The sequence below is a fragment of the bacterium genome (assembly GCA_024742285.1).
In the GTDB taxonomy this organism is placed as follows: Bacteria; Myxococcota_A; UBA9160; order UBA9160; family UBA4427; genus UBA4427.
The window spans coordinates 21,103-46,847 of the sequence record JANSYR010000025.1 but is presented as its reverse complement, the minus strand read 5'-3'; the positions used below and the strand labels follow the sequence as shown (position 1 = coordinate 46,847).

The 25,745-nt window shown below is 67.7% G+C and carries 21 protein-coding genes; 11 read left to right on the top strand and 10 right to left on the bottom strand.

All coding sequences use genetic code 11. The annotated features are described in order from the left end of the window. Nucleotides 1-15: 15 nt before the first annotated feature. Nucleotides 16-417, bottom strand: coding sequence for an MAPEG family protein (locus NXI30_27900; protein ID MCR9098061.1), 402 nt, complete (start codon nucleotides 415-417; stop codon nucleotides 16-18). Nucleotides 418-604: 187 nt separating this feature from the next. Between NXI30_27900 and NXI30_27895 the strand changes: the two genes are divergently transcribed. After that, nucleotides 605-1,270: a TetR/AcrR family transcriptional regulator gene (locus NXI30_27895; GenBank protein ID MCR9098060.1), complete on the top strand. Its 666-nt coding sequence runs from the start codon at nucleotides 605-607 to the stop codon at nucleotides 1,268-1,270. Nucleotides 1,271-1,305: 35 nt separating this feature from the next. Then, the gene (locus tag NXI30_27890) at nucleotides 1,306-2,472 is read left to right on the top strand and encodes an FAD-dependent monooxygenase (protein ID MCR9098059.1); all 1,167 of its coding nucleotides are present in this window, start codon (nucleotides 1,306-1,308) and stop codon (nucleotides 2,470-2,472) included. Nucleotides 2,473-2,493: 21 nt separating this feature from the next. Here the strand turns inward: NXI30_27890 and NXI30_27885 are convergent, their stop codons facing one another. Continuing rightward, complete coding sequence (locus NXI30_27885) at nucleotides 2,494-3,111, bottom strand: TetR/AcrR family transcriptional regulator (GenBank protein MCR9098058.1); 618 nt, start codon at nucleotides 3,109-3,111, stop codon at nucleotides 2,494-2,496. Nucleotides 3,112-3,423: 312 nt separating this feature from the next. Between NXI30_27885 and NXI30_27880 the strand changes: the two genes are divergently transcribed. Together NXI30_27880 and NXI30_27875 are read left to right on the top strand one after the other, a co-directional pair. Then, the gene (locus NXI30_27880; GenBank protein ID MCR9098057.1) at nucleotides 3,424-5,109 is read left to right on the top strand and encodes an FAD-dependent monooxygenase; all 1,686 of its coding nucleotides are present in this window, start codon (nucleotides 3,424-3,426) and stop codon (nucleotides 5,107-5,109) included. Beyond that, nucleotides 5,106-6,125, top strand: coding sequence for a VOC family protein (locus NXI30_27875; GenBank protein ID MCR9098056.1), 1,020 nt, complete (start codon nucleotides 5,106-5,108; stop codon nucleotides 6,123-6,125). Before NXI30_27880 ends, NXI30_27875 begins: the two co-directional genes overlap by 4 nt. A gap of 27 nt (nucleotides 6,126-6,152) precedes the next feature. Here NXI30_27875 and NXI30_27870 read toward each other — a convergent pair whose 3' ends face one another. Next, nucleotides 6,153-6,830, bottom strand: a complete 678-nt coding sequence (locus tag NXI30_27870) for an inorganic diphosphatase (GenBank protein MCR9098055.1) — start codon at nucleotides 6,828-6,830, stop codon at nucleotides 6,153-6,155. Between the two features lie 363 nt (nucleotides 6,831-7,193). Here NXI30_27870 and NXI30_27865 point away from each other — a divergent pair, with 363 nt between their 5' ends. Next, nucleotides 7,194-8,537, top strand: a complete 1,344-nt coding sequence (locus tag NXI30_27865; protein ID MCR9098054.1) for a flippase — start codon at nucleotides 7,194-7,196, stop codon at nucleotides 8,535-8,537. Nucleotides 8,538-8,551: 14 nt separating this feature from the next. Here the strand turns inward: NXI30_27865 and NXI30_27860 are convergent, their stop codons facing one another. Next, nucleotides 8,552-9,709: a hypothetical protein gene (locus NXI30_27860; protein MCR9098053.1), complete on the bottom strand. Its 1,158-nt coding sequence runs from the start codon at nucleotides 9,707-9,709 to the stop codon at nucleotides 8,552-8,554. Nucleotides 9,710-9,819: 110 nt separating this feature from the next. After that, on the bottom strand, nucleotides 9,820-11,559 hold the full coding sequence (locus NXI30_27855; GenBank protein ID MCR9098052.1) for a hypothetical protein: 1,740 nt from the start codon (nucleotides 11,557-11,559) through the stop codon (nucleotides 9,820-9,822). A gap of 368 nt (nucleotides 11,560-11,927) precedes the next feature. Here NXI30_27855 and NXI30_27850 point away from each other — a divergent pair, with 368 nt between their 5' ends. The 3 genes from NXI30_27850 (at nucleotide 11,928) to NXI30_27840 (ending at nucleotide 16,100) form a co-directional block, all read left to right on the top strand. Then, on the top strand, nucleotides 11,928-12,611 hold the full coding sequence (locus tag NXI30_27850; protein MCR9098051.1) for a DUF4956 domain-containing protein: 684 nt from the start codon (nucleotides 11,928-11,930) through the stop codon (nucleotides 12,609-12,611). Between the two features lie 91 nt (nucleotides 12,612-12,702). Beyond that, a complete protein-coding gene (locus tag NXI30_27845; protein MCR9098050.1) occupies nucleotides 12,703-15,411 on the top strand; it encodes a CotH kinase family protein in 2,709 nt (902 codons plus the stop codon). Further along, nucleotides 15,408-16,100 (top strand): polyphosphate polymerase domain-containing protein, encoded by a 693-nt coding sequence (locus NXI30_27840; protein MCR9098049.1) that lies wholly within the window; start codon nucleotides 15,408-15,410, stop codon nucleotides 16,098-16,100. Before NXI30_27845 ends, NXI30_27840 begins: the two co-directional genes overlap by 4 nt. A gap of 42 nt (nucleotides 16,101-16,142) precedes the next feature. Here the strand turns inward: NXI30_27840 and NXI30_27835 are convergent, their stop codons facing one another. Beyond that, nucleotides 16,143-17,804 (bottom strand): sulfatase-like hydrolase/transferase, encoded by a 1,662-nt coding sequence (locus NXI30_27835; protein MCR9098048.1) that lies wholly within the window; start codon nucleotides 17,802-17,804, stop codon nucleotides 16,143-16,145. 120 nt (nucleotides 17,805-17,924) lie between these two features. Between NXI30_27835 and NXI30_27830 the strand changes: the two genes are divergently transcribed. After that, the gene (locus tag NXI30_27830) at nucleotides 17,925-18,509 is read left to right on the top strand and encodes a TetR/AcrR family transcriptional regulator (GenBank protein ID MCR9098047.1); all 585 of its coding nucleotides are present in this window, start codon (nucleotides 17,925-17,927) and stop codon (nucleotides 18,507-18,509) included. Between the two features lie 26 nt (nucleotides 18,510-18,535). Continuing rightward, the gene (locus tag NXI30_27825; GenBank protein MCR9098046.1) at nucleotides 18,536-19,579 is read left to right on the top strand and encodes an MBL fold metallo-hydrolase; all 1,044 of its coding nucleotides are present in this window, start codon (nucleotides 18,536-18,538) and stop codon (nucleotides 19,577-19,579) included. A gap of 13 nt (nucleotides 19,580-19,592) precedes the next feature. Here the strand turns inward: NXI30_27825 and NXI30_27820 are convergent, their stop codons facing one another. From NXI30_27820 to NXI30_27805, 4 genes are read right to left on the bottom strand one after another with little or no spacing between them, the layout of a single operon-like run. Next, a complete protein-coding gene (locus NXI30_27820; GenBank protein MCR9098045.1) occupies nucleotides 19,593-20,684 on the bottom strand; it encodes a hypothetical protein in 1,092 nt (363 codons plus the stop codon). Nucleotides 20,685-20,725: 41 nt separating this feature from the next. Next, a complete protein-coding gene (locus NXI30_27815) occupies nucleotides 20,726-21,607 on the bottom strand; it encodes an LLM class flavin-dependent oxidoreductase (GenBank protein ID MCR9098044.1) in 882 nt (293 codons plus the stop codon). A 48-nt stretch (nucleotides 21,608-21,655) separates the two neighbouring features. Beyond that, on the bottom strand, nucleotides 21,656-23,521 hold the full coding sequence (locus tag NXI30_27810; GenBank protein MCR9098043.1) for a PQQ-binding-like beta-propeller repeat protein: 1,866 nt from the start codon (nucleotides 23,519-23,521) through the stop codon (nucleotides 21,656-21,658). 43 nt (nucleotides 23,522-23,564) lie between these two features. Next, complete coding sequence (locus NXI30_27805) at nucleotides 23,565-24,368, bottom strand: VOC family protein (protein ID MCR9098042.1); 804 nt, start codon at nucleotides 24,366-24,368, stop codon at nucleotides 23,565-23,567. A gap of 152 nt (nucleotides 24,369-24,520) precedes the next feature. Here NXI30_27805 and NXI30_27800 point away from each other — a divergent pair, with 152 nt between their 5' ends. Then, the gene (locus tag NXI30_27800) at nucleotides 24,521-25,639 is read left to right on the top strand and encodes a Rieske 2Fe-2S domain-containing protein (protein ID MCR9098041.1); all 1,119 of its coding nucleotides are present in this window, start codon (nucleotides 24,521-24,523) and stop codon (nucleotides 25,637-25,639) included. The last annotated feature ends 106 nt before the right edge of the window (nucleotides 25,640-25,745 follow it).

Here is a 25,745-nt window from a genome sequence, read left to right as displayed (position 1 = left end):
GACCGCGCGCGCTTCCTACATCTGCTGCATCAGCAGCAGGATCGACACGGTCAGCAGCACCAGAAGCGTCGACACCGTCCCGATGAAGCGGGCCGGCTTCGGGTCCGGGCTCGGCGACATGCCGAAGGGGTGGAGGATTCGGCCGACGAGCAGCGTGCCGCCGAGGCCGTGGATCCACGCATCCGAAGCTCCCCCGGCTTCGGCGAAGGCGATCAGCAAGAGGATCATCGGTACGTATTCGACGAAGTTCGCTTGGCTGCGGATGATGACGAGATTGTCCGCGTCGCCGCCGTCGCCGATTCCGACGCCCTTCGCGCGAACCGAGGCGATCACGCGTCCGCTCAGCACGAGCAGGACGAGGCCGAGGAGCGCGGCGTAGAGAGGGGTGATCGTGACGCTGTTCACGAGGCTGTTCATGGCATGCCCTTTCGTCGGGTCGATCGCGACCGATGAGCCGTCACGATCTTAGTCGAATCCCCCCGCCAGGAAACGGTGGCGGGATCACCGCGGCGCGGGGATCCCCTCCTGCGCGGCAGGGAGAGAGACGAAATCACGCGCAGCCCTTGCGCCGACATAAACAGAACGATTATTCTAGTTCTAATTCATGCCGCGCACGACGCAGAACAAGACCGGGGGGCCGGGGAAGGCCCGTGCGCCGAAGCAGGCGCGAAGCCGCCGCACCCTCGAATCGCTCTTCGACGCCTGCACGCGACTCCTCGACGAGCGGGCCTTCGTGGACGTCACCGTCAAGGACATCGTCGCCGAGGCAGGATCCTCGGCCGGCTCGTTCTACGCGCGCTTCGAGAGCAAGCACGAGCTCCTTCACGCCTTGCACGCGCGCATGCACGACAGTGCGCGCGAGGGTGTCGCCGACGCCGTCGAACGTCTCGATGGCGCCAAGCTACCGCCCGGACCGTTCGCGAAGCTGCTCGTCGGGAGCGCTGTCCGACTCCAGGCCGTCCACGCGGGCCTGCTTCGCGCCGTCCTGATCGAATCCCTGACGGATCGCGTCTTCGCCCAACGAGGGCAACAACTCGTTCGCGACACCGGCGACGCGCTCGCCTCCGCGCTGGACGCGAAGGGCTCGAGCCGAGCACGCAGGGCTCGAGCGATCGAGTCCGCCCTGCTGGCCGTCATGGCGATCCTCGATCAGGAGCTCTTCTACGGCGCCGCCCTGCTCGGCGAGCGACGCATTCGGCCGGCGGAGCGGATCGCCCGTCTCGAACGGATCGCGCTGGCGGCGATGAACCTGCCGAACCGATCGACCTGACTCTCTCTTCCCCGAGCCACCCCAAGGAGCCGCTCATGCCCAAGCCCCCCGAACCGAAGTCCGTCCGCCGAGCGTTGATCGTAGGCGGGGGAATCGCAGGACTCGCCACCGCCGCAGGCCTCCACCGTTCGGGCATCGAGTGCGAAGTGCTCGAACGGCGCGACGACTGGGCGCCCACCGGCGCAGGGATCGTCATGAGCGTGAACGCCATGGCCGTGCTCCGGAGGCTCGAGATCGCGGAGGAGGTCGAAGCCGCGGGCCACGTCCTCGGTGCCGGTGCGATCACGAACGAACGGGGCGAGCCGCTCAGCACGGGTGATTTCCGGAGCATCGCCGCCGATCACGGCCCCACCGTCGCGATCCATCGCGTGGCGCTCCACGAAGCGCTCCTCGGCGCCGCGAAGGACGTTCCGATCTCGTTCGGAACGACGATCGACGCGATGACCGAACGGCCGGACGGGATCGAGGTGACCCTGACCGATGGACGCACGCGAGAGGTCGACCTGGTGATCGGTGCCGACGGCATCCGGTCCGCCGTGCGCCAGCATTCGATCGGTCCCGTCGACATCCGCTACACCGGTCATACCTGCTGGCGAATGGCCGTTCCGATTCCCACGCGCTCGATCACTCAGGACATCATGTGGGGGCCGGGCATGGAGTTCGGAATCGTTCCGATCGGGAGCGATCACCTGTACTGCTTCGCCGTCGTCCACGCGCCCTACGGCCAGCCGGACCCGCTCGAAGGGCGACTGGAACGCTTTCGAGAAACCTTCGGCGTCTTCGGGGGACAGGTTCCGGAGATCCTCTCTTCCCTCCAGACGCCCGACCAGCTGATCCATGACGATCTCGAGTACCTGGCCCCCTGCGACCGGTATCGCGGCCGAACCGTCCTCGTCGGCGACGCAGCCCATGCCATGCCGCCCAACATGGGCCAGGGGGCTGCCATGGCGCTCGAGGACTCGGCCGTCCTCGTGGAAGAGTTGACGAGGGCCGGGGAGGCGCCGATCTCCGAGCGGCTCGGGAAATTCGCGGGGCGGCGTGCGCGCCGCGTGCGTTGGGTGCGTTCCCGCTCTCAGCGGATAGGCAAGATCGGGATGATCGCGAACCCGCTGCTACGGGGCCTCCGCAACGCGCTCGTCCGGCGGATGCCCGTGAACCCGGTCGAGCAGGCGCTCCGCAAGCTCGCCGAGGAACCGATCTAGGACGCGGGCCCGAACCGCGCGCTACTCGACGCCGTTGCCCTCGGAGACCTCCGCCCGGAGCGCGAGTCCTGCGGCTTCGGCCGCGTCCACGCCGAGGGCCACGAGCCCTCGCTCCACCGCCTCGCGCTCCGCGCCCTCTCGCGCCCGGCCGTCGACGAAGCGCCGCATCGTCATCACGACGAGCCCCGCGACCTGATCGAGCGCCGCATCCTCCGCGCCGACCGAAAACCGCCCCTGCGCGTACCCCTCGTTCAGGTCCTCGCTCAGATAGCGACTCAGATCGAGCCCCGACCCCGGACGACTCACCAGACGCAGCATCACGCGCGCCCAGGTCTCGTCCCTCCGCGCGCGGCGCAGCATGCCCATCGTGGCGAGAGCGAAGCGCTCGGCGGGATCCTCGATCGGCTGCTTCGCGGCGTCCGCCGCCAGAGAGAGCGCCGAGTGCTCGGTGACCGCGTCGATGAACACCTCGCGGTCGGGGAAGTAGTTGTAGAAGGTGCCGTTCGAGACCTCGGCCTCCGCGACGACGTCGCTCACGGTCAGCCCCTCGCCCTTCGCGGCGAGCGCGCGCACGCCGGCTTCGACCAGCTGGCGTCGCGTCCGTTCCTTCTTCTTGTAGCCCCGCGTACGGGCGGGCATCGGCGTCTCCGGCATGACGCCACGCTAGCAGAATTGCCATCTTTCCCAATATTGACAAATTCATCATTTTTGGATTCAATGCCCGTCGACCGCTGGGACGAGCCCACGAAGCGCCCCCGGTCGCCTCGAAGGAGAGGGCCGAAGCGATCCGGGCTGACCTCGGTCGGCAAGGCAATCTCGAAGGACGTCGCGAAAACGAACGCAAGATCCACGGCCTCCTCCCCGAACGGATCGACACGGCTCGCCAGCGCGGTCGGGCCGAGGTCCACGCGAAGCCCGCCGGCCTGCGCTGAGCAGAGAGAGAAGAACGCCATGCCCGAAGCCACCCTGGACGTTCCCTTCCTGATCGTCGGTGCCGGCCCGGTTGGCATGATCGGCGCCCTCCTGCTCGCGAAGCGAGGCCAACCGAGCCTCGTCCTCGAACGCCGCGACGGTCCCCAGACCGCGCCCGCCGCCCACGTCGTGAACGCGCGCACTTTCGAGATTTGTCGCCAGGCCGGACTCGACATGGCCGCGATCGACGCGGCCTGCAAGAAGCCCGAGGACGCCGGCCACGTCCGCTTCGTGACCCGGCTGGCCGGAGAGCTGATCGGCTCGCTGCCTTTCGAGAGACAGGGCGACGAATGCCTCCGCTTCACGCCGACGCCCCTTCGCAATCTCTCGCAGCACCGATTCGAGCCGGTCCTCGCGGACGAGGTGGGGAAGCGACCGGAGATCGATCTCCGCTACGGCTGGCAGTGGGAGAGCAGCCTCCAGGACGCGGACGGCGTGACGTCCGTCGTGCGCAACCTCTCCACCGACGAGACCGTCGAGGTCCGGAGCCGCTACGTGATCGGCGCGGACGGCGCCGGGAGCCGCGTCCGCCAGGCCCTGGGAATCGAGATGCAGGGGCCGCAGCGCATCCAGAGCTTCCTGATGATCCACGTAGGGGCCGACCTCCGCGAACGGGTCCGCGATCGTCCGGGCGTCCTGCACTTCGTGATGGATCCCGAAGCCGGCGGGGCCTTCATCGCCCACGACATCGATCGCGAGTGGGTCTACATGCACGATTTCGACCCGGACAGCGAGAGCGAAGCGGACTACGACGACGCGCGCTGCAAGGCCCTGGTCCATCGTGCGATCGGCGGGGACGTGCCCCTCGAGCTCCTTCACAAGGGCACGTGGCACATGAGCTCCCAGGTCGCCGACGGGATGCGACGCGATCGCATCTTCCTGGCGGGGGATGCCGCCCATCGCTTCCCGCCGACCGGCGGCCTCGGCCTGAACAGCGGCTTCCAGGACGCCCACAACCTCGTCTGGAAGCTCTGTAGCGTCGAGGAGGGACGCGCCTCGGCGGACCTCCTCGACACCTACGCCGAGGAACGCCTGGCGGTCGCGCGGGAGAACACGAACCAGAGCCTCAAGAACGCGCTCAAGATGGTCCTGATTCCGCAGGCGCTCGGGACCGACACGGAACCCACCACGGCTCGCATGGCGTCGAGCCTCTCCGACCCGCAGAAGCGAGACCGGGTCGTGGCGGCCTGCGAGGCCCAGGCCGAGCACTTCGACATGCTGGGGCTCCAGCTCGGCTACGTCTACGAGACCGGCGCGCTCGTGCCCGAAGGCAGCCCCCCGCCCCTCGAGTCGCCGCGCGAATACGTCCCCACGGCGCACCCGGGCGCGCGGCTGCCCCACGGCTGGCTCGACGTCGACGGAGCGCGGCGCTCGACCCTCGACCTCGTCGACTACGGGACGATGACGCTCGTCAGCTTCGATGCGCACGAGCGCTGGGCGGACGCGATCGCGGACGCCGGTCGCCCCGGAATCGTCCACGTCAGGATCGGCGTCGATGCCCAGCCGGAAGACGCCGCCTGGGCCGCGACCTGCGGAATGGAACGCGGCGGCGCGCTGCTCGTTCGCCCGGACCAACACGTCGGCTGGCGCGCCTCGTCGCTCCCAGACAGGCCGGCGGACGACCTGCGCTCGGCAGTCGATCAGATCCTCGGAGGTGTCTCGTGACCGAACCGCTCGTCAAGGTGAAGCGACTCGCCTACGTCCGCGTGGCCGCGCCGGACCGGCCCGAGGCCGAGGCGTTCCTGCTCGATTTCGGGCTTCAGATCGCCGCTCGAACCGATCGCGCGACCTACCTTCGCGGAACCGACGCGGAGAGCCACTGTTATGTCCTGACCGAAGGCCCCTCGGACGTCCTCGCGATCGCGTTCGAAGTCGACAGCGAGGCGGACCTCGAGTCGATCGCCCGCGTGAACGGCGCCTCGGCGATCGAGAAGCTGGACGAGCCCGCCGGCGGCCACGTCGTCCGCCTGACGGACCCGAACGGCCAGCGGATCGAGATCGTGCACGGCCAGGCCACCCTCGAGCCGATCCCGGCGGCGCCGGCGCACGAGTACAACATGAACGGCGAACGCCGACGTCAGGGCCCCCTCCCCGGCATTCGCCCCGGCGCCTCCCACGTCCGCCGGATCGGCCACCTCGTCCTCGAGAGCCCCGATCCTGCCGGACTCCACGACTGGTACGAGGCGCACTTCGGCCTCCGAAAGTCGGACGAAGTCCACCTGCCCGACGGCAGCACCCAGATGCGCTTCGCCCACGTCGACCGGGGCGAAGAGTACGTGGACCACCACGCCGTCGGATTCCAGTACGCCCTCGACGAAGGCGTGCGCGTGCAGCACATCGCCTTCGAGGTCGGCAACTTCGACGACCTCATGGCGGGGCACCAGCACCTGAAGGCCGAGCGGCGCAAGCCCATCTGGGGCGTCGGCCGCCATCGCTACGGCGGACAGATCTACGACTACTGGGCGAATCCGTGGGGCGTGATCCACGAGCACTGGACCGATACCGACCTCGTCAACACCAGCAGTGTCGCGACGGACAGCGAGTTCGAGCACCTCGAGGAGTACTGGGGGCCGCCACCGCGACCGGCCTTCGTCGTGGCGCGGTGGAACGGAAAGGCCGTTCGCAATCTCGCGAGCCTGCTCTTCGCCCGCTTCCGAGCCGCCCGCAAGGCCGCCCCCTGACGCCCCGCCCGCCGCCGTGCGGCGCCGCTACCGCTCCAGGGGGCGCGGCGAGCGCTCCAGGAGGCGCCGCGAGCGCTCAAGGAAATGGCGGCTCGCTTCACGAATGACGGCCAGCGCTTCTTCCGCATCTCCGAATCCGTCGGAAACCATCTTGCCCGGACCCTTGTAGTTCGTGAACCAGGTCTCGACGATGGTTCGCGCGCCCGCGTACTTCGCGTCGAGCGTCGCGAGGTCCCGCACGTCCGAGAGCGGGCCGTCCTCCCGAACCGCGAGGATCTTGTCGTCCCGTTCTCCGCCGTCGAGGAGGCGGAGAACGCCGATCGGGCGCGCGACGACCACGCTTCCGCGTTCGAGGGCCGGCCCGAGGAGGAGCACGTCGAGCGGATCGCCATCGCCTCCGATCGCCTCCGGCAGGGTCGTGCTCGGGATCATCCCGTAGTTGCCGGGATAGGCGAGGTACTGGACGACGCGGGGGCGCCCATCCTTCTCTTCCCAATGCAGGCCGCCGGTCTGCTTGTCGACCTCCCACTTGTCGTTCGTGCCGGCGGGAATCTCGACGACGAAATGGAAGAGCGCCAAGGTCGGATCGGCGTCCGGGAAGGCGGGATAACCGTCGACGAAGCTCGGGCGGTCTGTGCCAGCCGGGAGCTGACAGGCGCAGAGGAGCGCAGCCGCCAGAAAGAGCAGGGAATGCCCGAGCCGCACCCGCCTTCGCTCGGCGTCCGGTCGACCCTCTCCTGAGCGTCCGGTCCGGATGGAAGCGATTCTTGCGCGAATCGGAAGCGGTTCTGAACGGTTCAACGGCGCAGGCTCCCCCTTCGCCGTCGCGTTCGATCGACGCCCGGCGCGCCCGGAATCTATCACGATCCTCGTCCGAAGCGTGCGTCGCCGGTGTCGCGCGCGAGTCGAGCGAGGCCCCATCGAGCGGATTCGGTACTTTCCCGCTCCGGGGATGCGTCGCATCCGTCAAGCCTCGAGGCAAATCGGCTCCGCCCATGATTCCGCGCCTGGTCCAGAGAGCGAAGCCCCACTGCATCCTGCAACCTGCCCCTACGAGCATGGGATGAGATGGCCGGCTCTTTGTTCGATCGAGTCCTGAAGGGAGGCGGTCTCCGGGCACAGCTCGCGCGCGGCGCGGGCGCCTCGTTCACGTTCCGGATCGGCGCGGTCCTGATCGGATTCGCCCTGCACCTCGTGCTCGCGAGAACGCTCAGCCTGGAGGCGTACGGGACCTACACCTACGCCTTCTCGTGGGCCACGGTCCTCTCGTTCATCGCTCGACTCGGATACACGAACTCGATCGTCCGATTCACGGCGGACTACGTACGCCGCGAGGCCTTCGGCCGACTTCGAGGCCTGCTTCGCCAGGCCCGGACGCGCGTCCTCCTGACGTCGGTGGTCTTCGCCTTGGTGGCCGGTACGGTCGCCTCGCGAACCGGGGACGGTGCAGACGAGGCCTTCTTCCTCTCGCTCCTGCTGATCCCCCTGCTCTCCCTCGCCTCGCTCCAGGACGGAGTACTCCGGGGCCTCAAGCGTCCAGGGCTCGCGATCGCCGTCGACGGCGTGATCAGACCCGGCACGACGATCGTCCTCCTGCTCGGAGCGGCCGCCCTCGGCGTCGCCGGATCGACCGAGGGGGCGATGCTGGCGATGGTCTGCGGTGCCGTCACGGCGCTCGCCCTGTCACGCGTGTGGGAGCGGCGATTCCTCCCGACGCGCGCACGAACCGAGGCCCCCGACTTCGCCGGATCCCGGGAATGGACCTCGGTCTCGCTCGCACTCTTGATGATGGGCAGCATGAGCCTGATCCACAATCGAGCGGACATCATCATGCTCGGGTGGCTGCAGGGGCCGGAGGAAGTCGCGCTCTACGCGGCCGCGAGCCGCTTCGCCGTCATCCTGCTCCTCCCGCTCCAGGCCGTCGCCGCGATCGCTGCGCCCATGATCGCCGAGTCGTACGGCAGCGATGATCCGCCCGCGCTCGAGCGGATCGCCGGCACCTCCGGCCTGCTGATCACGGCACTCACGCTGCCCGCCGCGATCGCATTCATCCTCCTCGGCGAGTACGCCCTCGCGATCTTCGGTCCCGAGTTCCGGCAAGGCCATTCGGCCCTCGTCTGGCTGGTCGTCGGACAGACCGTCAGCGCGCTCTGCGGATGCGTCGCGGCCCTCATGACCATGACGAGCCAGCAGAACCTGGCCGCTCTCTTCAACGGCGGGACCGCGGCCCTCAACCTGGTCCTCAACTGGTTCCTGATCCCGCGCTACGGATCGATGGGCGCGGCGATCGCGACGGGGACCTCGCTCGGCATCCAGCATCTCCTGATGCTGTCGTTCGTCGTCCGCCGGATGCACGTCGATCCGACGGCGGTCACTGCGGGTTGGAGGTGGATTCGCAGGCGTTCGGGGTGAGGCAGGGCGTGATTTCAGGCGCCGGAAAAGCCCCTTCGACTGAAGAACGCCCCCACGCTCACGACCGCGAGGCACAGCAGGAGGAGTCCGCCGCTCGAAAAGGAAGGGACCTGCGCCTCGATCGAGTACTCGGTCGGCGAGTTCGGACCGGTACACCCAGGGTCGTCGAGGTCGATGAGGCTATCGCCGTCGTTGTCGACGCCGTCCTGGCAGTCGGAGACCTCGGTCTCGAAGAGGCGACGCAGGCACCCTGCGTCGGCGGGGATCTCGGGAACGCCGTCGAAATCCAGATCGATTCCGTCGGCGTCCGCGAATCCGTCCCCGTCGTTGTCCAGCCGATCGATGCAAGGCCTCGTCGCCAGGTAATCCGCCCAGGCGAGTTCGTTGCCGACGTGAAGTGCATTGACCCCCAACGGCACCTGCTGCTCCCAGGTGTCCTGGCCGGTCGGCGTCGGAACCGAGTACGTGATCAGCCCGTAGGACTGAACGCGCTCGACCATGTTCCTCGTCAGACCGACGGCGTGGAAGGCGATTCCATAGTCGCCAGCGGCCGCGCGCTGCGCGAGCAGAGCATGAGTGACCGACCCGAGGTCGAAGATGCCGGTGATCTGGCGAATCCCGGGCAGATGAGTGTGGAATTCCTGGTAGGCGAAAGGCGCCCGCGCCCAGATGATCAGGTTGTCGAACGACATGCCCGTCCGGTCGAGGATCTCCTCGATGATCACCGCCTGACCGACCGTCTTTACCTCGACAACGAGATGGGTGCCCGTCCCGTCGACCAGGGTGAGCGCTTCCTCGAGCGTGGGCATCTCGGCGCCGGCGAACGCCGGGGAGAACCACGAGCCGGCGTCAAGCGTCTTGAGTTCCGCCGCCGTGAAGTCCGCGACCCGCGGAAAACGTCCCAGTGGATTGTTCTCCTCCACCACGCAGTCGTATCCCGGCCATGTCTCGATGTCCGTAGTACGACAGAGATCCCGGTCGTGGTGGAGCATCAGAACACCGTCGCTGCTCTCCCAGGAGTCGGTCTCCAGCCACGGGGTCACGCCGAGATTCATCGAGAGCTGGAAGACCTCGAGCGTGTTCTCCGGCCCCAGCATCCGACCGCCCCGATGCGCGACGCCGATCACGCCCTCTCCGTAGGCGGGAACGGAGAGATAGAGCAGAAACAGCACCAGAAACGCGAACGAGCTCAACCGGCTGGGAGGAGGCTCTGCGAATCGGAGGTGCGCCAGGATCGACGAAGGCGCTCTTGTACGAGTCTGACCGTGCGGCATCCGGTCGATCAACCCCGTTCGTCGAGCGCGATCGAATCGCCGCGTCGCGATCTCGCCAGACTACCCGCTGCCGTCGCCAGCGCGACTACGAGCGCAGCCAGTCCGAATGGGCCGAACGCGGGCACGGCGGCCGATTGCCCGGCCTCGGTGGCGTCGGAAGCGTCCGAGCAGCCGAAGTCTTCGGTATCGATCCAGCCATCTCCATCGTCGTCGAGCCCGTTCGCGCACTCGACGCGCTCGGTCAGATCCGCGCCAGAGAGACAGTCCGGGTCCAGGAGGTCGGAGAGTCCATCGAAGTCGTTGTCGAGTCCGTCGCTGCATTCGGCGACTTCGGAGTCGTCGTTGTACCCGAGACACTCGGGATCGTCGGGGAAGTCGATGAAGCCGTCCCCGTCGTTGTCGATCGCATCGTTGCAGGAAGGCTGGATCCCCGACTCCTCGGAAATATCACTTGCGCTGTCACAACCGGGATCACTCGGGTAGTCGATCAGGCCGTCGCCATCGTCGTCGAGCCCGTCCTGGCATTCCGGACGCTCCGTGACGGCAGACGCAGTCGAACATCCCGTGTCGTCCGGATAGTCGACCAGCCCGTCGCCATCGTTGTCCCTGCCGTCGGAACACGCCGGGAGCTCACCCTGGTCGTACGCGGCAAAGCAGCCCAGATCGTCCGGGAAATCGATGCTCCCGTCGCGGTTGTTGTCGACACCGTCGCTGCACTGCGGATCTTCGATCGGATAGAACGGCGCGTAGCAGCCGGGATCGTCGGGATAGTCGACGAGGCCGTCACCATCGTTGTCGACGCCGTCGCTACAAGCGGCGAGCTCGGCGTCGTCTTCGGGTCCCCAACAACTCGGGTCGTCCGGATAGTCGAACAAGCCGTCTCCATCGTTGTCGACGCCGTCCGCACACTGCGGATCGGGCTGCGGGAGGTACTGGCTCGCGAAAAGAGTGGGGTGGCTCGCGACGATGATGTCGACCCCCATGTCGATCTGTTCCTGCCATCGAGGCGAAACGACCGTATTGGAGAGCACCAGCATGCCGTAGCTGTGAGCCAGATCGACGTACGCCTTGTCCAGCCGGGTATACGTCACAGCGACCCCGTCCTCTCCGAGGAGGGCTCGCTGATGGATTCGCGCTTCTCGTTCGAGCAGAGGCGTCGTCACGGTAAGGACGTGGGCACCGGGCATCAGCGCCTTGAACGGCGGCCCCGTCCCGAAGCGGTTCCATACCCAGACGTCGTCCGCAGGAAACTCGTCGGCCTCGAGGTAGTCAACGACGGTGGGCACGTAGGAAACGTCCTTGATGTCGAGAAACAGCTTGCCCGACCCGTCGACGACATCCAGCGCCTCCTCGAAACGCGGCATCGGCGTCCCCGTGTATTGACCGCTGCCGAACCAGAACCCCGCATCGAGCGTCAGAAGCTGGGCCAGCGTCTGATCTGTGATCGGCCCGGTCCCGTTGGTCGTACGGTCGAGGGTCTCGTCGTGATGACAGACAGGGAAGCCGTCGGAACTCAGCCAGACGTCGATCTCGACGCCGGTCACGTCGTTCTCCAGGCTCTCTTCGTAGGTGAGCAGCGTGTTCTCGGGCCGAAGGACCCGTCCGCCGCGGTGTCCGACGATCCAGGGATGGGGATAGGACTGGGCTTCGACGGTCTGGGCGATGAACAGTGTCAGCCCGACGATCAGTGCGAGCCGGAACCCGATCGACGCAGTGACCGAGAGCTTGTCTTCCCGAGCGGGTTTCATGATCTGTTGCAAGCCTTGGAAAGTCCGATTGAGAGACGTGCGGTGAGGCCGGAAGCGAATGAGGACCGAGAACCTGCTAATCAACTGGGGCCTTCACTCCCCCTCGGCTCATGAGCGACCGAGACTCGCACGAAGGGTTTTTACCACTATCTCGCGAATCCCGGCTCGGCACAAGAAATTGTCGGAGCCCGTTTCGAATCGGCCCGCTCAACGGCACTCATCCGAGAACGTCAGCAACGTCTCGGATCTACGGGCCCCACCGATTGAACATTCGGGTTCAGCCAAATACGATTTCACCGAAAAGTGCCAGAGAAGCGCACGCGACCGGCAAATGAACCGAGCGCGACTCCCCGGAGGAAACAGCGTCCATGGACAGTTTGGGACTGGGCCTGGCTCAAGCCGCGCCCTTGTCGATCTCGTCGCTCCTGATCAGCCTGGTCGTCGGCGTCGTACTGGCGTTCGTGTTGCGCTGGCATTTCGAGCGGTTCGGCTCGACGCTCTCGAACCGCACCGAGTTCGCGCAGGTCTTTCCGCTGCTGGTCCTCACGACCGTCCTCATCATCACCGTCGTAAAGTCCTCCCTCGCGCTCTCTCTCGGCCTCGTCGGCGCCCTGTCGATCGTCCGCTTCCGGACCCCGATCAAGGAGCCCGAGGAGCTCGCCTACCTCTTCATCGCGATCGCCACGGGCCTCGGCCTCGGCGCCGATCAGATCATCCCGACGGTCCTCGCCGTCTCCTTCATTCTCTTGATCGTCGGCATCCAGCGTTGGTCGCGCGAGGGAGAGACCCAGCGCAACCTCTATCTCTCGGTCAACTTCAGCCCGGCCGAGGGCAGCGAGCGACCGATGGACGCGCTCGGCGAGGTCGTCGCGCGTCACTCGGAGAACGGCGATCTCCGACGCCTGGACGCCAACGACGACACGATGGAAGTGACCTTCTTCCTCGACGTCGCGACCCCCGAGCAGATCTCGGCGCTCGTCGAGGATCTCCGTTCCTCCTTCCCGGGAATCGGCGTCACCTTCATCGACCAGAACCAGCTCCCAAGCGTCTGATCATTCGCCTGCGGGCGCTCGGCGAGAGAAGCACTCGCCTGCGAGCGCTCGGCGGGCTCGAACGTGGCGACGCAAGGAACGCCGGCCCTCCATGAAGTTCAGAACCGGAAAGCAGGTCGCCTCTTCCACGCCCTCTCCCGGCGAGGGACGGTCTCGCCGCCGCCTCCTGGTCTTCGGGGCCGTGGTTGCCCTCGTCGCGTGGACCGCGCTCTCCTTCCTGGGCGGTGTCGCGTTCCTCGACTTCCTCCGCCCGTCGATCCAGAACCTGACGGGCACCACCTCCGCGAACGACGCGATCAGCGCCGTCACGGGCGCTCCGGTTCGATGGGCTCGCGCCGTGCTGTCGGGCGAAGAGGTGCCGCGCCTCCACATCGACATCAAATACAAGCATCTCCACAAGCTCCACGAGAAGCGCGACCAGGCGTTGGCCCAGGGCCTTCTGCAGTCGAGCGGTGACGACTTCGTGCCCGCGACGATCCGGATCGGGGAGCGCGAGGTCCGCGTGAAGCTCCGGCTGAAGGGCGACTACACCGACCACCTCGAAGGCGAGAAGTGGTCGATGCGCATCCACACGAGGAAGAAGGACCAGATCTTCGGGATGCGCCGCTTCTCGATCCAGGCGCCCCGCACCCGGGCTTTCCAGGCGGAGCCCGTCGTCCTCGACCACTACCGCCGCGAAGGCGTTCTCGCCCCGCGCTACTCGTTCGTCGACGTGTCCATCAACGGCGACGACATCGGCTTGATGGCGGTCGAGGAGAGCTTCTCCAAGGAGATCCTCGAATCCCAGAAGCGGAAGGAGGGCGTGATCATCCGGTTCAACGAGGACGCGTTCTTCGCGAACCAGATGCGAAACGGCATCCACGGCCCCTTCGAGAACTTCTACGTCGCGCCGATCAAGCCCTTCGGAAGCTCGACGATCCGGAAGTCGAGAGACCTGACCACCCAGCTCGAGATCGCCACCGGTCTCATGCGAAGCTTCCTCGAAGACCGGCTGCCAGCCTCGGAAGTCTTCGACGTCGAGCAGATGACCCGCTTCATGGCGGTCTCGGAGGTCTGGAGCATCCGACACGCGCTTCGCTGGCACAACATGCGGTTCTTCCTGAACCCCATCACGCTTCGCCTCGAGCCGATCGCCTTCGACGTCAACATGCAGGCGATCTACACCGGAACGGGCATGAGCACGCTGGCGGAGTCCTTTCCCGAGCGCCTGCTGCGAGACCCGGTCATGCGCGGGGCCTTCGTCCGGAATCTGGCGCGCATCGCGGGCGAGACCCGCGACGGCGTCACGACCGAACGCGTCGAGGAGATCGAAGCCCCGATGCTCGCGATCCTCAATCGGGAGTTCCCGATGCGCACCGGCCTGAAGATGAAGCGCGTCGAAAGGCGCGCGGCGATCCTCGCGGACGTCACCGAAGAGAACCTCGACCTCTTCCGACCGGAGATGGTCCAGCCGCAAGCGCGCTATCCCGACGCCGTCCGCACGTACCTGCAGCAGGACGAAGCGGGCCACTACCTCGAGTTCGTGAACGTCCTGTCCGTGCCCGTCGTCGTGGACGCGCTCTTCCACCCCGCCAAGGGCGACCTGGAGCGGGATCCCCTGATCCTGACGGAGCCGGACGCGCTCCCCATCACGCTGCCGCCCACGCCCCTGGAAGAGCCCCCCTCCCCCGTCCGGGTCCGCTTCGAGCCCGCGCTCGTCAAGGCAGAGGCCGAGGCGGAGAGCGACTGGGAAGTCGAGACGATGCGGCCGGTCGAAGGCCGGTACCGCGTCGAGGGGCAGCGCCACCATCACCCGCTCGAGGCTACGGCCTACTTCCCGTCACTCGATCGTCATCCCCTGGAGCCCCCGGCTCTGGAAGACACGCTGGCTCGACACCCCTTCCTCGAGCGAACCGACGCACCCGACGAATTGCGCGTCGCTCCCGGCGACTGGCGGGTCGACGGCAGCGTGATCCTCCCCGATGGCATCGGGCTCGCGATCGGCCCGGGGACGACCCTGCGTTTCGACGAGAAGCAGGTCCTGGTCGCCAACGGCCCCCTGACCTTCCGCGGCAGCGCCGAATCACCGATCGTCCTCCGGAGCTTCGACGACGATTCGCTGTGGGGCGGCCTGGCTTCGCTCCATTCCGACGCGCCCCACCACTGGGAGCACGTGGTCGTCCTCAACACGAACGGCATCGACCGGAACGGCTGGAAGCTGACCGGCGGCGTCACGCTCCACGACGCGCCCGTCCGGATCGAGAGTTGTCGATTCGAATCGAACCAGAGCGAGGATGCCCTCAACCTCGTGCGTTCCGAGTTCGAGCTGATCGACACCGCCTTCGTGAACACGCCGTCGGACGCCTTCGACGGAGACTTCGTGACCGGTCGCGTCGTCGGCGGATCGTACGAGACGATCGGCGGCGACGGCATCGACGTGAGCGGCTCCGACATCACGGTCGAGGGCCCGACCCTCAGCCGGGTCCACGACAAGGCGCTGTCCATCGGCGAAGGCAGCCGAGCGAAGATCTCCGGCGCCTACGTCGACGATGCCGGCACGGCCCTCGCCAGCAAGGACGCGTCCGAAACGGAGATCTCCGACTCCCAGTTCGAGCGGATCCGACACGTCGCGATCATGGCCTACGTCAAAAAGCCGGAGTATGGCCCCTCCCGGATCGTGGCAGACGGGATCGAGCTTCGAGACGTCGGCCGAGACGGGCTCGCCCAGCTCGGGAGCCGGGTCGTGCTCAACGGCACCGAGCTCGAGCCGGAGGATGCGGACATCGACGAGCTCTACAAGCAGGGGTACATGAAGAAATGAGTGCGCCTGCCGTGCCCGACGAGCTCCGCTACGAGGTCAAGTTCGTCGCTCGTGCGACGGAGCTACCCCGACTGCTCGGATGGGTCCGCGCGAACAAGGCGGGCTTCCACGAGCCCTTTCCGATGCGCCAGGTCAACAACGTCTACTTCGACACCTTCGATCTCTACGCCTACCAGGAGAACATCTCCGGGGCGAGTGCTCGCTCGAAGGTGCGCTACCGCTGGTACGGCGACACGGACGACCCCGACAAGGGAACGCTCGAGGTCAAACGCCGCCGAAGCAGCGTCGGCTGGAAGCTCTCGTTTCCCGTCGGAGCTACGCCGTTGGTCGGCGTCTCGTGGTCGGAGTTCCGGTGCTCTCTGCGCGCGCAGCTGTCGGACCCGGCACGGATCTGGCTCGACGCGAACCCGCAGCCTGTCCTGGTCAATCGGTACGAGCGTCGCTATTTCGTCTCGCGCGACGGGCGGGTCCGGCTGACTGTCGACTGGAACCAACGGGTCTACGACCAACGCCACTGCGCGAAGCCGAACCTGAAGCACCCCGCCAACCTTCCCGACACCCTCGTCGTCGAGATCAAGTTCGACCGTTCGGACCGGAAGCTCGCGAACCGGTATGCCCAGGGCATCCCGATCCGGCTCAGCCGAAATTCGAAGTACGTGATCGGGGTCGACTCGATCACGTACGACTGATCGAACGCGGCTCTTCGACCCGCTCCCGGGCGACGTCCCTCGCTAGTTCGACCAGTAGATGTACTCGTCGTCGGATGCCTCGGGGACCGTGAGGTCCTTGTCGAGCGTGACCGCGGTCGAGATCTGTGCCGACCAGGTCGGCGGCGCCTGCTCGGCGTTGTGCGCCGCGAGCGCCGCCTGGAGCTCGGCGAGCTTGTCGGGGCGCGCAAGGGACAGGTCTCGCTGCTCGGTCGGGTCCACGCTCATGTCGAAGAGCCAGGTCCGACCCGGGGGATCACTCACGTTGAGCTTCCAGCCGTCGACCAGTGCGCTCTGGGACGAGCCGCTCCGCCAGAAGAGCGAGCGATGGGGAACGCCGTCCGCCTCGCCCGTCACGAAGGGCAGGAGGTCGACGCCATCGACCTTGCGATCCGTCGGGAGGGGCGCCCCTGCCGCCGCCGCCGCGGTCGAGTACATGTCGAAGTGGTGAACGGGATCCGCCAGCTCGCTTCCCGCTTCGATCCGCGCGGGCCACTTCGCGAAGAAGGGCACGTGGATCCCTCCTTCGAAGAGCGTGATCTTCCAGCCGCGGAAGGGGCGGTTCACTTCCGGCAGGCCGATGTAGTTGGCGCCGCCATTGTCCGAGGTGAAGAGGACGAGGGTGTTCTCCTCGAGACCGTTCCGCTCGAGGGCGTCGAGCACCTGGCCGACCCCCCGGTCGAGCGCACGGATCATCGCGGCGTAGACCCGCAACCGATGATTCTCGATGTGCGCCAGGGCTTCGTAGTCCGCCTTCGAAGCCTGTAGCGGCGTATGCGGCGCCCAGTGGGCCAGATAGAGGAAGAACGGGCGATCCTTGTTGGCCTCGATGACCTCGACCGCCTGCTCCGTGTAGTAGTCGGTCAGGTAGCCCTCGGGCTCGAAGTAGGGGCTTCCGTTGAACGACGCGGCGTAGCTCATCCGCGCCCACAGGAAGCGGTCGATCGGATCGAAGTCCTGCTTCGAGTTGACGACGCCGGGATCGTCTTCGGGCAGGTAGAGACCGCTCGCCATGAGCAGACTCTCGGCGAAGCCCTGATCGTGGGGAGCCATCCCGTTCGCCCGGCCGAGGTGCCATTTCCCGATGTGGGCCGTGTGGTACCCCTGCTCCGCCAGCAGCTCGGCGAGGGAGATCTCCGACGCGGGCATCCCCATCTCCTCGTACGGAACGGACGCCGCATCGTCGTAGAGGATCGTGGGCCGGAGGCGCGCACCCGGTCCGACGAGCCGCGGAACGATCTGCATCATGCCCGGCGGCGTCGGCGTGAATTCGAAGCCGAAGCGCGTTCCGTAGCGCCCGCTCATGAGCGCCGCGCGCGAGGGCGCGCAGGTCCCGTTGGCCGCGTAGCCGTTCGTGAAGTTCGCGCCTTCCGCGGCGATCGAGTCGATGTTCGGTGTCGGCACCGTCCCCCCCGCGACGCCCCCGCCGCCGAAGGTGAGATCGTTCCATCCGAGATCGTCGGCCAGGATCAGGACGACGTTCGGAGGCCGCTCCGCCGAGGCCCTTCCCTCCGGATCCTGCCCCGTCGACCACACGACGTCCCGGGTCGGCTCGACCGCGTCGCCCCGGTCCGTCGTGAACCGAATGAGACCGAGGACGATCTCCATCCGGTTCACGTACGCGAGCGATCCGACGACCAGCAGAGCGAGGCCGATCCCCACGCCCCATCGAACGATCCCGCTCATCGCCGCACCTCCCACGCCGTACTCGAAACGGGCCGAACCGCGTTGCGGCTTCGACTCGAGCTGGTATTGTCACCTGGCGTGACAATACAGGTTTCCGAGTTGCCGATACAGGTTTCCGAGTTGCCGACAGCCGATGGAAGACATGCGCGATCGCAGCGGACGCGCGTCGCAGTCGCCGAGGCGATGCTCGACTGTTTCGAGGACGGGCTCCTCCGGCCCGGCGCGAGCGAGGTCGCCGAACGTGCCGGCGTCTCGACGCGGGCCGTCTTCCGGCATTTCGACAACATGGAAGCCCTGATCGAGCAGGCGGCCGAGCTCCAGTACGAACGCGTGATGGGGCAACTGCCTCCGCTCACCCTCGAAGGGTCCCGCGAGAAGCGCGTCGAGTCGCTCGTCGCGCGGGTGACACGAGGCTTCGAGCTGACGGCCCCCGTCCGACGGGCGGCGATGCTCCGCGAGCCCTTCTCGGACACGATCCAGGAACGCTACGCGTGGCTGCGCTCGGAGATCCGTCGCAACCTCCGGCGGGCCTTCGAAGAAGAGCTCGCGACGCTTTCCGAGCCGGATCGGCGCGATCGGATCGCGGCGCTCCGCACCCTGCTCTCCTTCGCCGCCTGGGAGGAGCTCCGCCGCCACGAGAGACTCTCGGTCGCCGCGGCGACGCGAACCCTGACGGCGACGGTCCACCGGCTTCTCGACGTCTGAAGTCCCATCACACAGGAAGAACGACCATGCGAAGATCCACCCTCGGAGCGACCCTGATCGCCCTCCTGCTCTCCACCCTCGGTCTCGTCGGCTGCTCGTCGATCGAGGACACGCTCTTCGGACGTGCGATCCGCGCGAACTTTTCGGCGAAGCCGGAGCCGATCGACGGCCTGCGCGTCGTCGTCTGCGGAAGCGCTTCTCCGCTGGGCAATCTCCCCGAACGCGCCCAGGCCTGCATCGCCGTCCTGACCGCGGAGCACTTCCTGCTCTTCGACACCGGGGCGCGGTCCCCGCTGCGCATGGCCCAGGCCCGACTCCCCATGTTCCGACTCGACGGCATCTTCCTCACCCACTTCCATTCCGACCACATCTCCGCGATCCCGGACGTCAACCTGGTCAGTTGGGTGCAGGGCCGCCGCGAGAGCCTTCCGATCTTCGGCGCCGAGGGGGTCGACGAGATCGTCGACGGGTTCAACGCCGCCTATCGCCTCGATCGTTCCTACCGCGTCGAGCACCACGGCTCGGAACTGCTTCCCGCTTCGGCGGGGCCGATGACCGCGAAGACCTTCACCCCGGGCGACGTCGTCTTCCAGGACGATCTGCTGACCGTCACGAGCTTTCCCGTGGAGCATCCGCCGATCGAGCCCGCCGTGGGCTATCGCGTCGACTACCGCGGACGGTCCGTCGTGATCAGCGGCGACACCAACGCGAGCGAGCGTCTGTTCGCTGCGGCGAAGGATGCCGATCTCGTCCTTCACGACGCCCTCGCCCGGCACATGCTCGACGCCATGATCGAGGCGACCACCGAGGTCGGCGTTCCGGTCCTGCCCCGGATCATGACCGACGTGATCGACTATCACGCCGATTCGCTCACCCTCGAAGAGGCGGCGACGGAGGCCGGCGTCCGTCAGCTCGCGCTCTACCATCTCGTTCCGGCGCCGCCGGAGGGAATCGGCGAGCGGATCTTCCGGCGGGGCCTCTCGGACGACACGATCCTCGTCCGCGACCTCCACACGTTCGACCTGCCCGCGGACTCGACGGAGATCCGGATCGGAATCACGGAACCCTAGGGCGCCGGCTCCGCTAGGCCATCGTCATCAGGTCGGGAAAGCCGGAGGGGTCGTGACGACCGATGCAGAGGTGTTCGAAGATCCCGTAGCCGGCCTGGCCCTCCAGCGTGGCACGCGCGGCATGGTCGATCATGCTCCAGGCGACCCGCTGCTTCGTCGCCTCGGCATCCAGATCGTGGTCGACGCGTTCGAGCCACTTCTCGCCCATCCATCGGCCGTGGTTCCATCCATCGTCGTCCGGCCCGTACCCGAGCCCCACGCTGAGGGGCATCGGGCCGAGGGGCTCGATGTCGAGCTCGAGCGCCTTCCCGCCCCGCTCCTTCAGCGCGAGGCGTGCGCGAACCGGATAGCGGGTTCCCGGCGCGTATTCGATGTCGACCTCGGGCCAACCGAGCTGATCGACGCGGCCGTCAGGACGAACCCGGATGGCGTGGTTGATCGTGCGGTAGCCGTCCGGCTGCTCCTCGAGCACGAACATGAGTGAGAAATCGTCGAAGCGAAGCGGAATCCAGCACCACCACATCGCGTGATCACCGAAGGGTCGTTGCGGGCTCGTCGCGTCACCGACGGGACGCACGCCCCAGGAGCGGTCGCGCGCGCCGACCCAGTCCATGGCCGTCGTCGTCCGGTCGTCCACGCGCACCCGGCCCGTGACGTCGGCCTGCTGAACGAAGCGGAACGCGTCGAGGATCGTCGTCTCGCCCTGGCGCATGATGTGACGCGGCTCGTCCGTCGCGGGCACGGCCGCCTGCCAGGTCAGATCGACCTCGATGCCGTTCCCCGCGTCGTCGCATCGGAACGACACGGTCTCGAGGGCCTTCTCCACGTCGATCACCATCGGTCCGACCCGCTGCGTCATCCGGTCGTCGGAGAGCGACCCCGAAGTCCGGAGCGACGTGAGTCTTCGCCCCTCACGAATCGCCACGTAGCAGTCGATGACCCCCACGCCGGGATAGACGCCGAGGCCCGCGGCGACCTGGACCTCCCCGGTGCGGTCGAGGGCGTGCATGATGCAGCGATCGTACACGTTGCGATCGCTCGTCAGGAAGTGCTTCATCGACTCCGGACCCTGATGGATCGGAAACTCGTCGAGGGCGATCGGCATCTCGATTCTCTCTTTTCTCGTTCGTCGGCCGTAGCGGCGGTTCAGATCAGATCGGCCACGCGGTCGACTTCGTCCGGGTCGATCGACGTCGGGATCAACAGGAGCTCGTTCGCCCCCGTGTCGGCGATGGCGGATACGAGGTCGCGAAAATCCTGCGCCGAGCCTCGGAACCCCGCGGAAGCCACCATCGCCTCGCGCGCCGCCGGATCGACCCAGTTGAAGTAGCGCGCGAGGTGCGTGGCCGCCTGCTCGTCGGCGCCGTCGCCGATCGCGAACCAGAGCGCCGTGTTGAGCTCGGGGGGCTCCGTTCGGCCGGCATCGCGCCACGCCTTTCGAGCCATCTCGAAGCTCGCCTCGACGTCGCGCGGGTCGGCCATGATCGTCATACCGCTCAGCCCGTCCGCCCAGCGTGCGGCACTCGCCATCGCCTTCGGCCCCATCGCCCCCGACAGCAATCGGGGTCCGCCGGCCTGGACCGGGAAGGGTTCGACGGGACGGAGCGTGTCCTCCACCACCTTCTCCCCTCGCCAGACCCGTCGCAGGATCTCGACGTGCTCCTCGAGCACGTGAATCCGCTTCTGGTCGCTCGAGACGCCGATCGCGCGGTAGTCCTCGTCCCGCCCGCCGGTCCCGACACCGACCTTCAGTCGGCCCCCGGACATCATGTCGACGGTGGCCAGCTGCTTCGCCGTGAGGACCGGGTCGTGGGCCGAGAGGATCAGCACCGTCGTGACGAGATCCACGCGCTCCGTGAGGACCGCGCACGCCCCGAGCGTCGTCATCAGCTCGGGGTTCGGAAAACAGATCCGTTCGCCGAGGGCGAGACTGCTGTAGGGCCCGGCGTCGATCCGCTTCGCCCACTCGAGCAGGATCTCCCGCGACCATCCCGGCTCCGTCACCGGCAGCGTCATTCCAATCTTCACGTCATCTCTCCGTCTGCCGCGCCGGTCCCGGAGCGTTCGCCATCGCGCCTACTCCGGCGCGAGCGCGATCAGCGCATTGCCGGGCCGCTCGGCCTGGCCGTAGCCCGAGCTCACGAAGAGACGTCCGTTGGCGTACATCGGCCCGACCGTTCCGTAGAGCGCACCGCCCCGTGTCGTCGTCCCACGCAGCGTCTCGAACTCGCGCGCGGTCTCCATCCGCCAGAGAACGGCGCCGGTCTCGCGGTCGAGGGCATAGAGCACGCCGTCGACCGCGCCGACGAAGAGCACCTCGTCCATCGCGAGCGGAGGCGCCCCGATCGCATCGTCGCAGCCCCCCGATCCCGCACAGAGCGTCTCGCGATCCACCGTCCAGATCGGCTTCGCTTCGTCGAGCGTGACCGCGTAGAGCCCGGGCCGCGCGGTCGCGCCGTGAGACGGATCGTCGCGGGCGTCGGTGCTGGGGACGTAGAGCACGCCGTCGCGCGTCGCCATGCCGTAGCGGATCCCGTCTTCCGCCCCGCCCTGCGAGATGCGCCGCCGCCACACCAGCGAGCCGGTCTCGGCGTCGAAGGCGTGCAGCACGCCGGACTTCGCTCCCGCGACCAACACCTCCCGGCCGCCCCGCTCGACGAGCATCGTGGTCGCACCGAAGTCGACGTCGGGTCCGACGGGCGTCGGGCAGCCGACCTGATCCGAGACGCTCCAGAGGCAGGCGGCATTCCAGGCGTCGCCGGTCTGGGCCTGGTGACTCCAGACGACCCGCCCGGTCTCGACGTCCATCGCCAGGATCGAGTCGCTTCTGGGCGACGCCGGCCGGCTGTGATTGTTGCCCGAACCGACGAAGAGCAGGCCGTGGCGGCGCGAGACTGTCGGCGTGTTCCAGACGCTCGCGCCCGACGGACCGCGGATCTCCGTGCCCGCATCGGTATGCCCCGTGACCCGCGGCGCCTCTTCGACCGTCGCGGTCCGCCAGAGGATCTCGCCCGTCCCCGCGTCGACGGCGACGACGGCCCCCGAGTGCGTGCAGCAGGGATAGGTCTTGTCGAGCGGACCGACGTCCTCGTTCGACGAGATGGGCGCCTCTTCGTGCCCATCGAAAGCACTCACGGAGCCCGTGACCGCCGCCGAGGGATGCGGGTCGACGGAGGTCTTCCAGACGAGCGATCCCGTCTCGGCGTCGACGGCATAGGTGTTGGCGGCGCGGTCCGCGAAGACCGCGAGCATGTCGTCCGACCCCGTCGCACCGGGCTTCTGCGTGAGCGTGATCGCGCTGCGCACCTCCGCCCCGGCCTTGAAGTGCCAGCGCGTACAGCCCGTCTCCTGATCGAGGGCGTAGACGGATCCGTTGTGGCTGCCGACGAAGAGCGCCCCGCCGCCCGCGGTCGGGTGGGATCGCAGCTGCGTCGCCTCCGGAAACGCGACCACCCATTGGACGGCGAGCGCTTCGACCTCCGCGCGGGAGTAGCCTTCGCCCGACGCGACGTTCCGATGGTTGCGCAGACTCCCGCCCCAGTTCGGATGGGCCCGGTCGCTCCAGTCGAAGGCGAGCCGGTCGCCCTCGCACGCCGGCGAGACGACGTAGTCGCGTTCGCTCTCGGGGGTCCCGAAGTCCACGCCCGTGAAGAACTCCGCCGCGGCGCGACGGCTCGCCTCGTCGAGGTTCCGACCGATCCGACGCATCGGCCCCGTCGTCAGGGCGTCGTAGACGAAGCCCGGCGGCCGCCCCCTCATCTGGGGGAACTGATAGGCCATGAGCGGCAGCGTGTGACACACGGCGCAGTTGTCAGCGAAGACCTGCGCACCCGACGGATCGGGAGGCGCTTCGATCGCGTCGCGGGTCGAGTCGGCGCAGGCGAGGCCGACGAGGAGGAGGAAGGGAAGGACGATCGGGGCGCGCAGCAGACTTCGGATCATGAACCGAGTATGCGCGGACCGGTCCGTCCGCGCACACTCCCGATCAACCCGGCTGCTCGACCAATCGGAGCGTCACGCCGGCCCAGGATTCGAAATCGACCTCGCGCCCGGCGTGGGTCTCGACCTCGCGGAGAACCTTCAGACCGGCGCGGCGCGCGACCTCGACGGCATCCGGCAGGGCGCGGCAATGGAAACCGATCGTGGACAGACCGGGCTGCCAGACCGCTGGCAGCAGCGCATCGTTCGCGTCGCGCGGGACCGTCAGACGAAGACCGAGACGGCGGTGGAGCCGCGAACGCAGCCCCCGCTCGAGGTCGTGGCGCTCGGGCTCGAATTCGTCGCCGAGGATCGGCGTGAGCGCCTCCGCCGCCGCCTCGAGATCCGACACCCCGAGCTCGATGTGGTGGACGGCGGTCTCCGTCAGCGGCACGTATTCGCCGGGGAGCTGATGTTCGACGAGCTCGAAGGGAAGCTTCGAGACCGGCTCCGGCTCGAGCTGCGCCTGCACGACGTTCTTCCCGAGCCCGATGTCCTCGCTGCCCACCCGGCTTCGCACGACGAGCCCGGCCGACTGGGCCTCCTCGATCCCGTCGTCGATGTCGGCGACCCGGTACGACACGGCGAGGAGCCCGTGTCGCGGCATGGGCGGTCCGCCGAAGACCGACTTCTCGAGCTCGATCGGCTGGATGAAGTCGCCGCCGCTCGAGTTCCAACCGCCCCAGGCGTTCATCTCGGGCCCGCCGTAGTCGGGCACGAACTCGCCGCGCAGGAAGGGCCCGTAGATCTCCTTCGCCCGCTGGAGATCCGGAACGACGAAATGGACGTGATCGAGAGCCTGCAGCTGCATCGTGACCGGAGAGTCTACAGAGCCCCGTGGCCGTCGTCGCATCGAAGTGTCGTCCGGAGCGATCTCCCGTCTGGTTGACACGGGAAGGCGGCGGGATCTAGCGTGATCGGGCGCCCCGGGGAATCGGGACGGGAAGGATCGGGACGAGCGTCATGCAGGCATTCATGGACGACAACGCCGTGACCGAGCGGGTCCTCTCGCACGTGCGCGCCGGCACGACCGACGAGGGCGACGAGGTCTGGCACGAGCCGGTCGAGAACTACCGGAGCGAGGCCCGCCTTCGTCAGGAGGTCGAGCTGCTGCGCCGGATCCCCGTCCCCTTCTGCCCGTCCGCCGCGCTCCGGAATCCAGGCGACTACGTCGCCCGCCAGGCCGCCGGCGTGCCGATTCTCGCCGTTCGTGGAAAGGACGGGCAGGTCCGCGCCTTCCGCAACGCCTGCCGCCATCGCGGCGCGGAGGTGGCGAGTGGAACGGGCTGCGCGAACACTTTCGTCTGTCCCTTCCACGGCTGGACCTACGGACTCGACGGAGAGCTCCTGCGCGTCCAGCACGAGCACGGTTTTCCCGACCTCGACAAGAGCACGCACGGCCTGATTCCCGTCGTCGCCGAGGAGCATTCGGGGATCGTCTTCGTCACCCAGAACGGCAACGCGAGCGGGTACCGGGCCGGCGAAGGGTTGCCCGAGCTGCTCTCCGACGACGACGACCTGATCGACGCGCACGACAACGTGGCCGAAGTGAACTGGAAGGTGTCACTCGAAGGCGCCCTCGAGGGCTACCACATCCGTTTCGGCCATCCGGAGACGTTCTACCCCTACGGCTACGACAACCTGAACGTGATCGAGCACGTCGGGCGAAACAGCCGCGTGACCTTCCCCTTCCGGCGGATCGAGAAGCTGGCCGACGTGCCTGCCGACGAGCGGCGTCTCGAAGGCCGCGTGACCCAGGTCTACCACCTCTTCCCGAATGCGCTGGTCACCGTCCTCTCCCACCATACGATCCTGGTCATCCTCGAACCCGTCTCCCCCGGTCGAACGCGGAGCCTCGCCTACTCGCTGGCGCATACGGCCGGAGATCCGGCCGCCATCGAGACGGCCAGGCGCGACGCCCGCTTCGTGACCCAGACCGGCGCCCCGGAAGACCGCGCCCTCGCCGAGAGCATCCAGCGGACCATGGAGAGCGGCGCGAACGAGCACTTCACCTTCGGCCACTTCGAGAGCGCGCTCATCCACTTCCATCGCAATCTCCGCGAGGCCCTGGCGACGCCGTAGATCGGCGCGGGCAGGCACCGGTCCGCCCCTCGCTCGCGTCGCGCCCCGCGGGACACGTGCGCGCTCTGTCCGCACGCCCGGAATCCGCGCCTGCCGATCAGGGCGA

What these genes read in the sequence shown, in the direction of transcription:
- NXI30_27900 (MCR9098061.1), bottom strand. Translation starts at nt 417, where the DNA reads ATGAACAGCCTCGTGAACAGCGTCACGATCACCCCTCTCTACGCCGCG.
- NXI30_27895 (MCR9098060.1), top strand. Translation starts at nt 605, where the DNA reads ATGCCGCGCACGACGCAGAACAAGACCGGGGGGCCGGGGAAGGCCCGT.
- NXI30_27890 (MCR9098059.1), top strand. Translation starts at nt 1,306, where the DNA reads ATGCCCAAGCCCCCCGAACCGAAGTCCGTCCGCCGAGCGTTGATCGTA.
- NXI30_27885 (MCR9098058.1), bottom strand. Translation starts at nt 3,111, where the DNA reads ATGCCCGCCCGTACGCGGGGCTACAAGAAGAAGGAACGGACGCGACGC.
- NXI30_27880 (MCR9098057.1), top strand. Translation starts at nt 3,424, where the DNA reads ATGCCCGAAGCCACCCTGGACGTTCCCTTCCTGATCGTCGGTGCCGGC.
- NXI30_27865 (MCR9098054.1), top strand. Translation starts at nt 7,194, where the DNA reads ATGGCCGGCTCTTTGTTCGATCGAGTCCTGAAGGGAGGCGGTCTCCGG.
- NXI30_27855 (MCR9098052.1), bottom strand. Translation starts at nt 11,559, where the DNA reads ATGAAACCCGCTCGGGAAGACAAGCTCTCGGTCACTGCGTCGATCGGG.
- NXI30_27850 (MCR9098051.1), top strand. Translation starts at nt 11,928, where the DNA reads ATGGACAGTTTGGGACTGGGCCTGGCTCAAGCCGCGCCCTTGTCGATC.
- NXI30_27845 (MCR9098050.1), top strand. Translation starts at nt 12,703, where the DNA reads ATGAAGTTCAGAACCGGAAAGCAGGTCGCCTCTTCCACGCCCTCTCCC.
- NXI30_27840 (MCR9098049.1), top strand. Translation starts at nt 15,408, where the DNA reads ATGAGTGCGCCTGCCGTGCCCGACGAGCTCCGCTACGAGGTCAAGTTC.
- NXI30_27835 (MCR9098048.1), bottom strand. Translation starts at nt 17,804, where the DNA reads ATGAGCGGGATCGTTCGATGGGGCGTGGGGATCGGCCTCGCTCTGCTG.
- NXI30_27825 (MCR9098046.1), top strand. Translation starts at nt 18,536, where the DNA reads ATGCGAAGATCCACCCTCGGAGCGACCCTGATCGCCCTCCTGCTCTCC.
- NXI30_27820 (MCR9098045.1), bottom strand. Translation starts at nt 20,684, where the DNA reads ATGCCGATCGCCCTCGACGAGTTTCCGATCCATCAGGGTCCGGAGTCG.
- NXI30_27810 (MCR9098043.1), bottom strand. Translation starts at nt 23,521, where the DNA reads ATGATCCGAAGTCTGCTGCGCGCCCCGATCGTCCTTCCCTTCCTCCTC.
- NXI30_27805 (MCR9098042.1), bottom strand. Translation starts at nt 24,368, where the DNA reads ATGCAGCTGCAGGCTCTCGATCACGTCCATTTCGTCGTTCCGGATCTC.
- NXI30_27800 (MCR9098041.1), top strand. Translation starts at nt 24,521, where the DNA reads ATGCAGGCATTCATGGACGACAACGCCGTGACCGAGCGGGTCCTCTCG.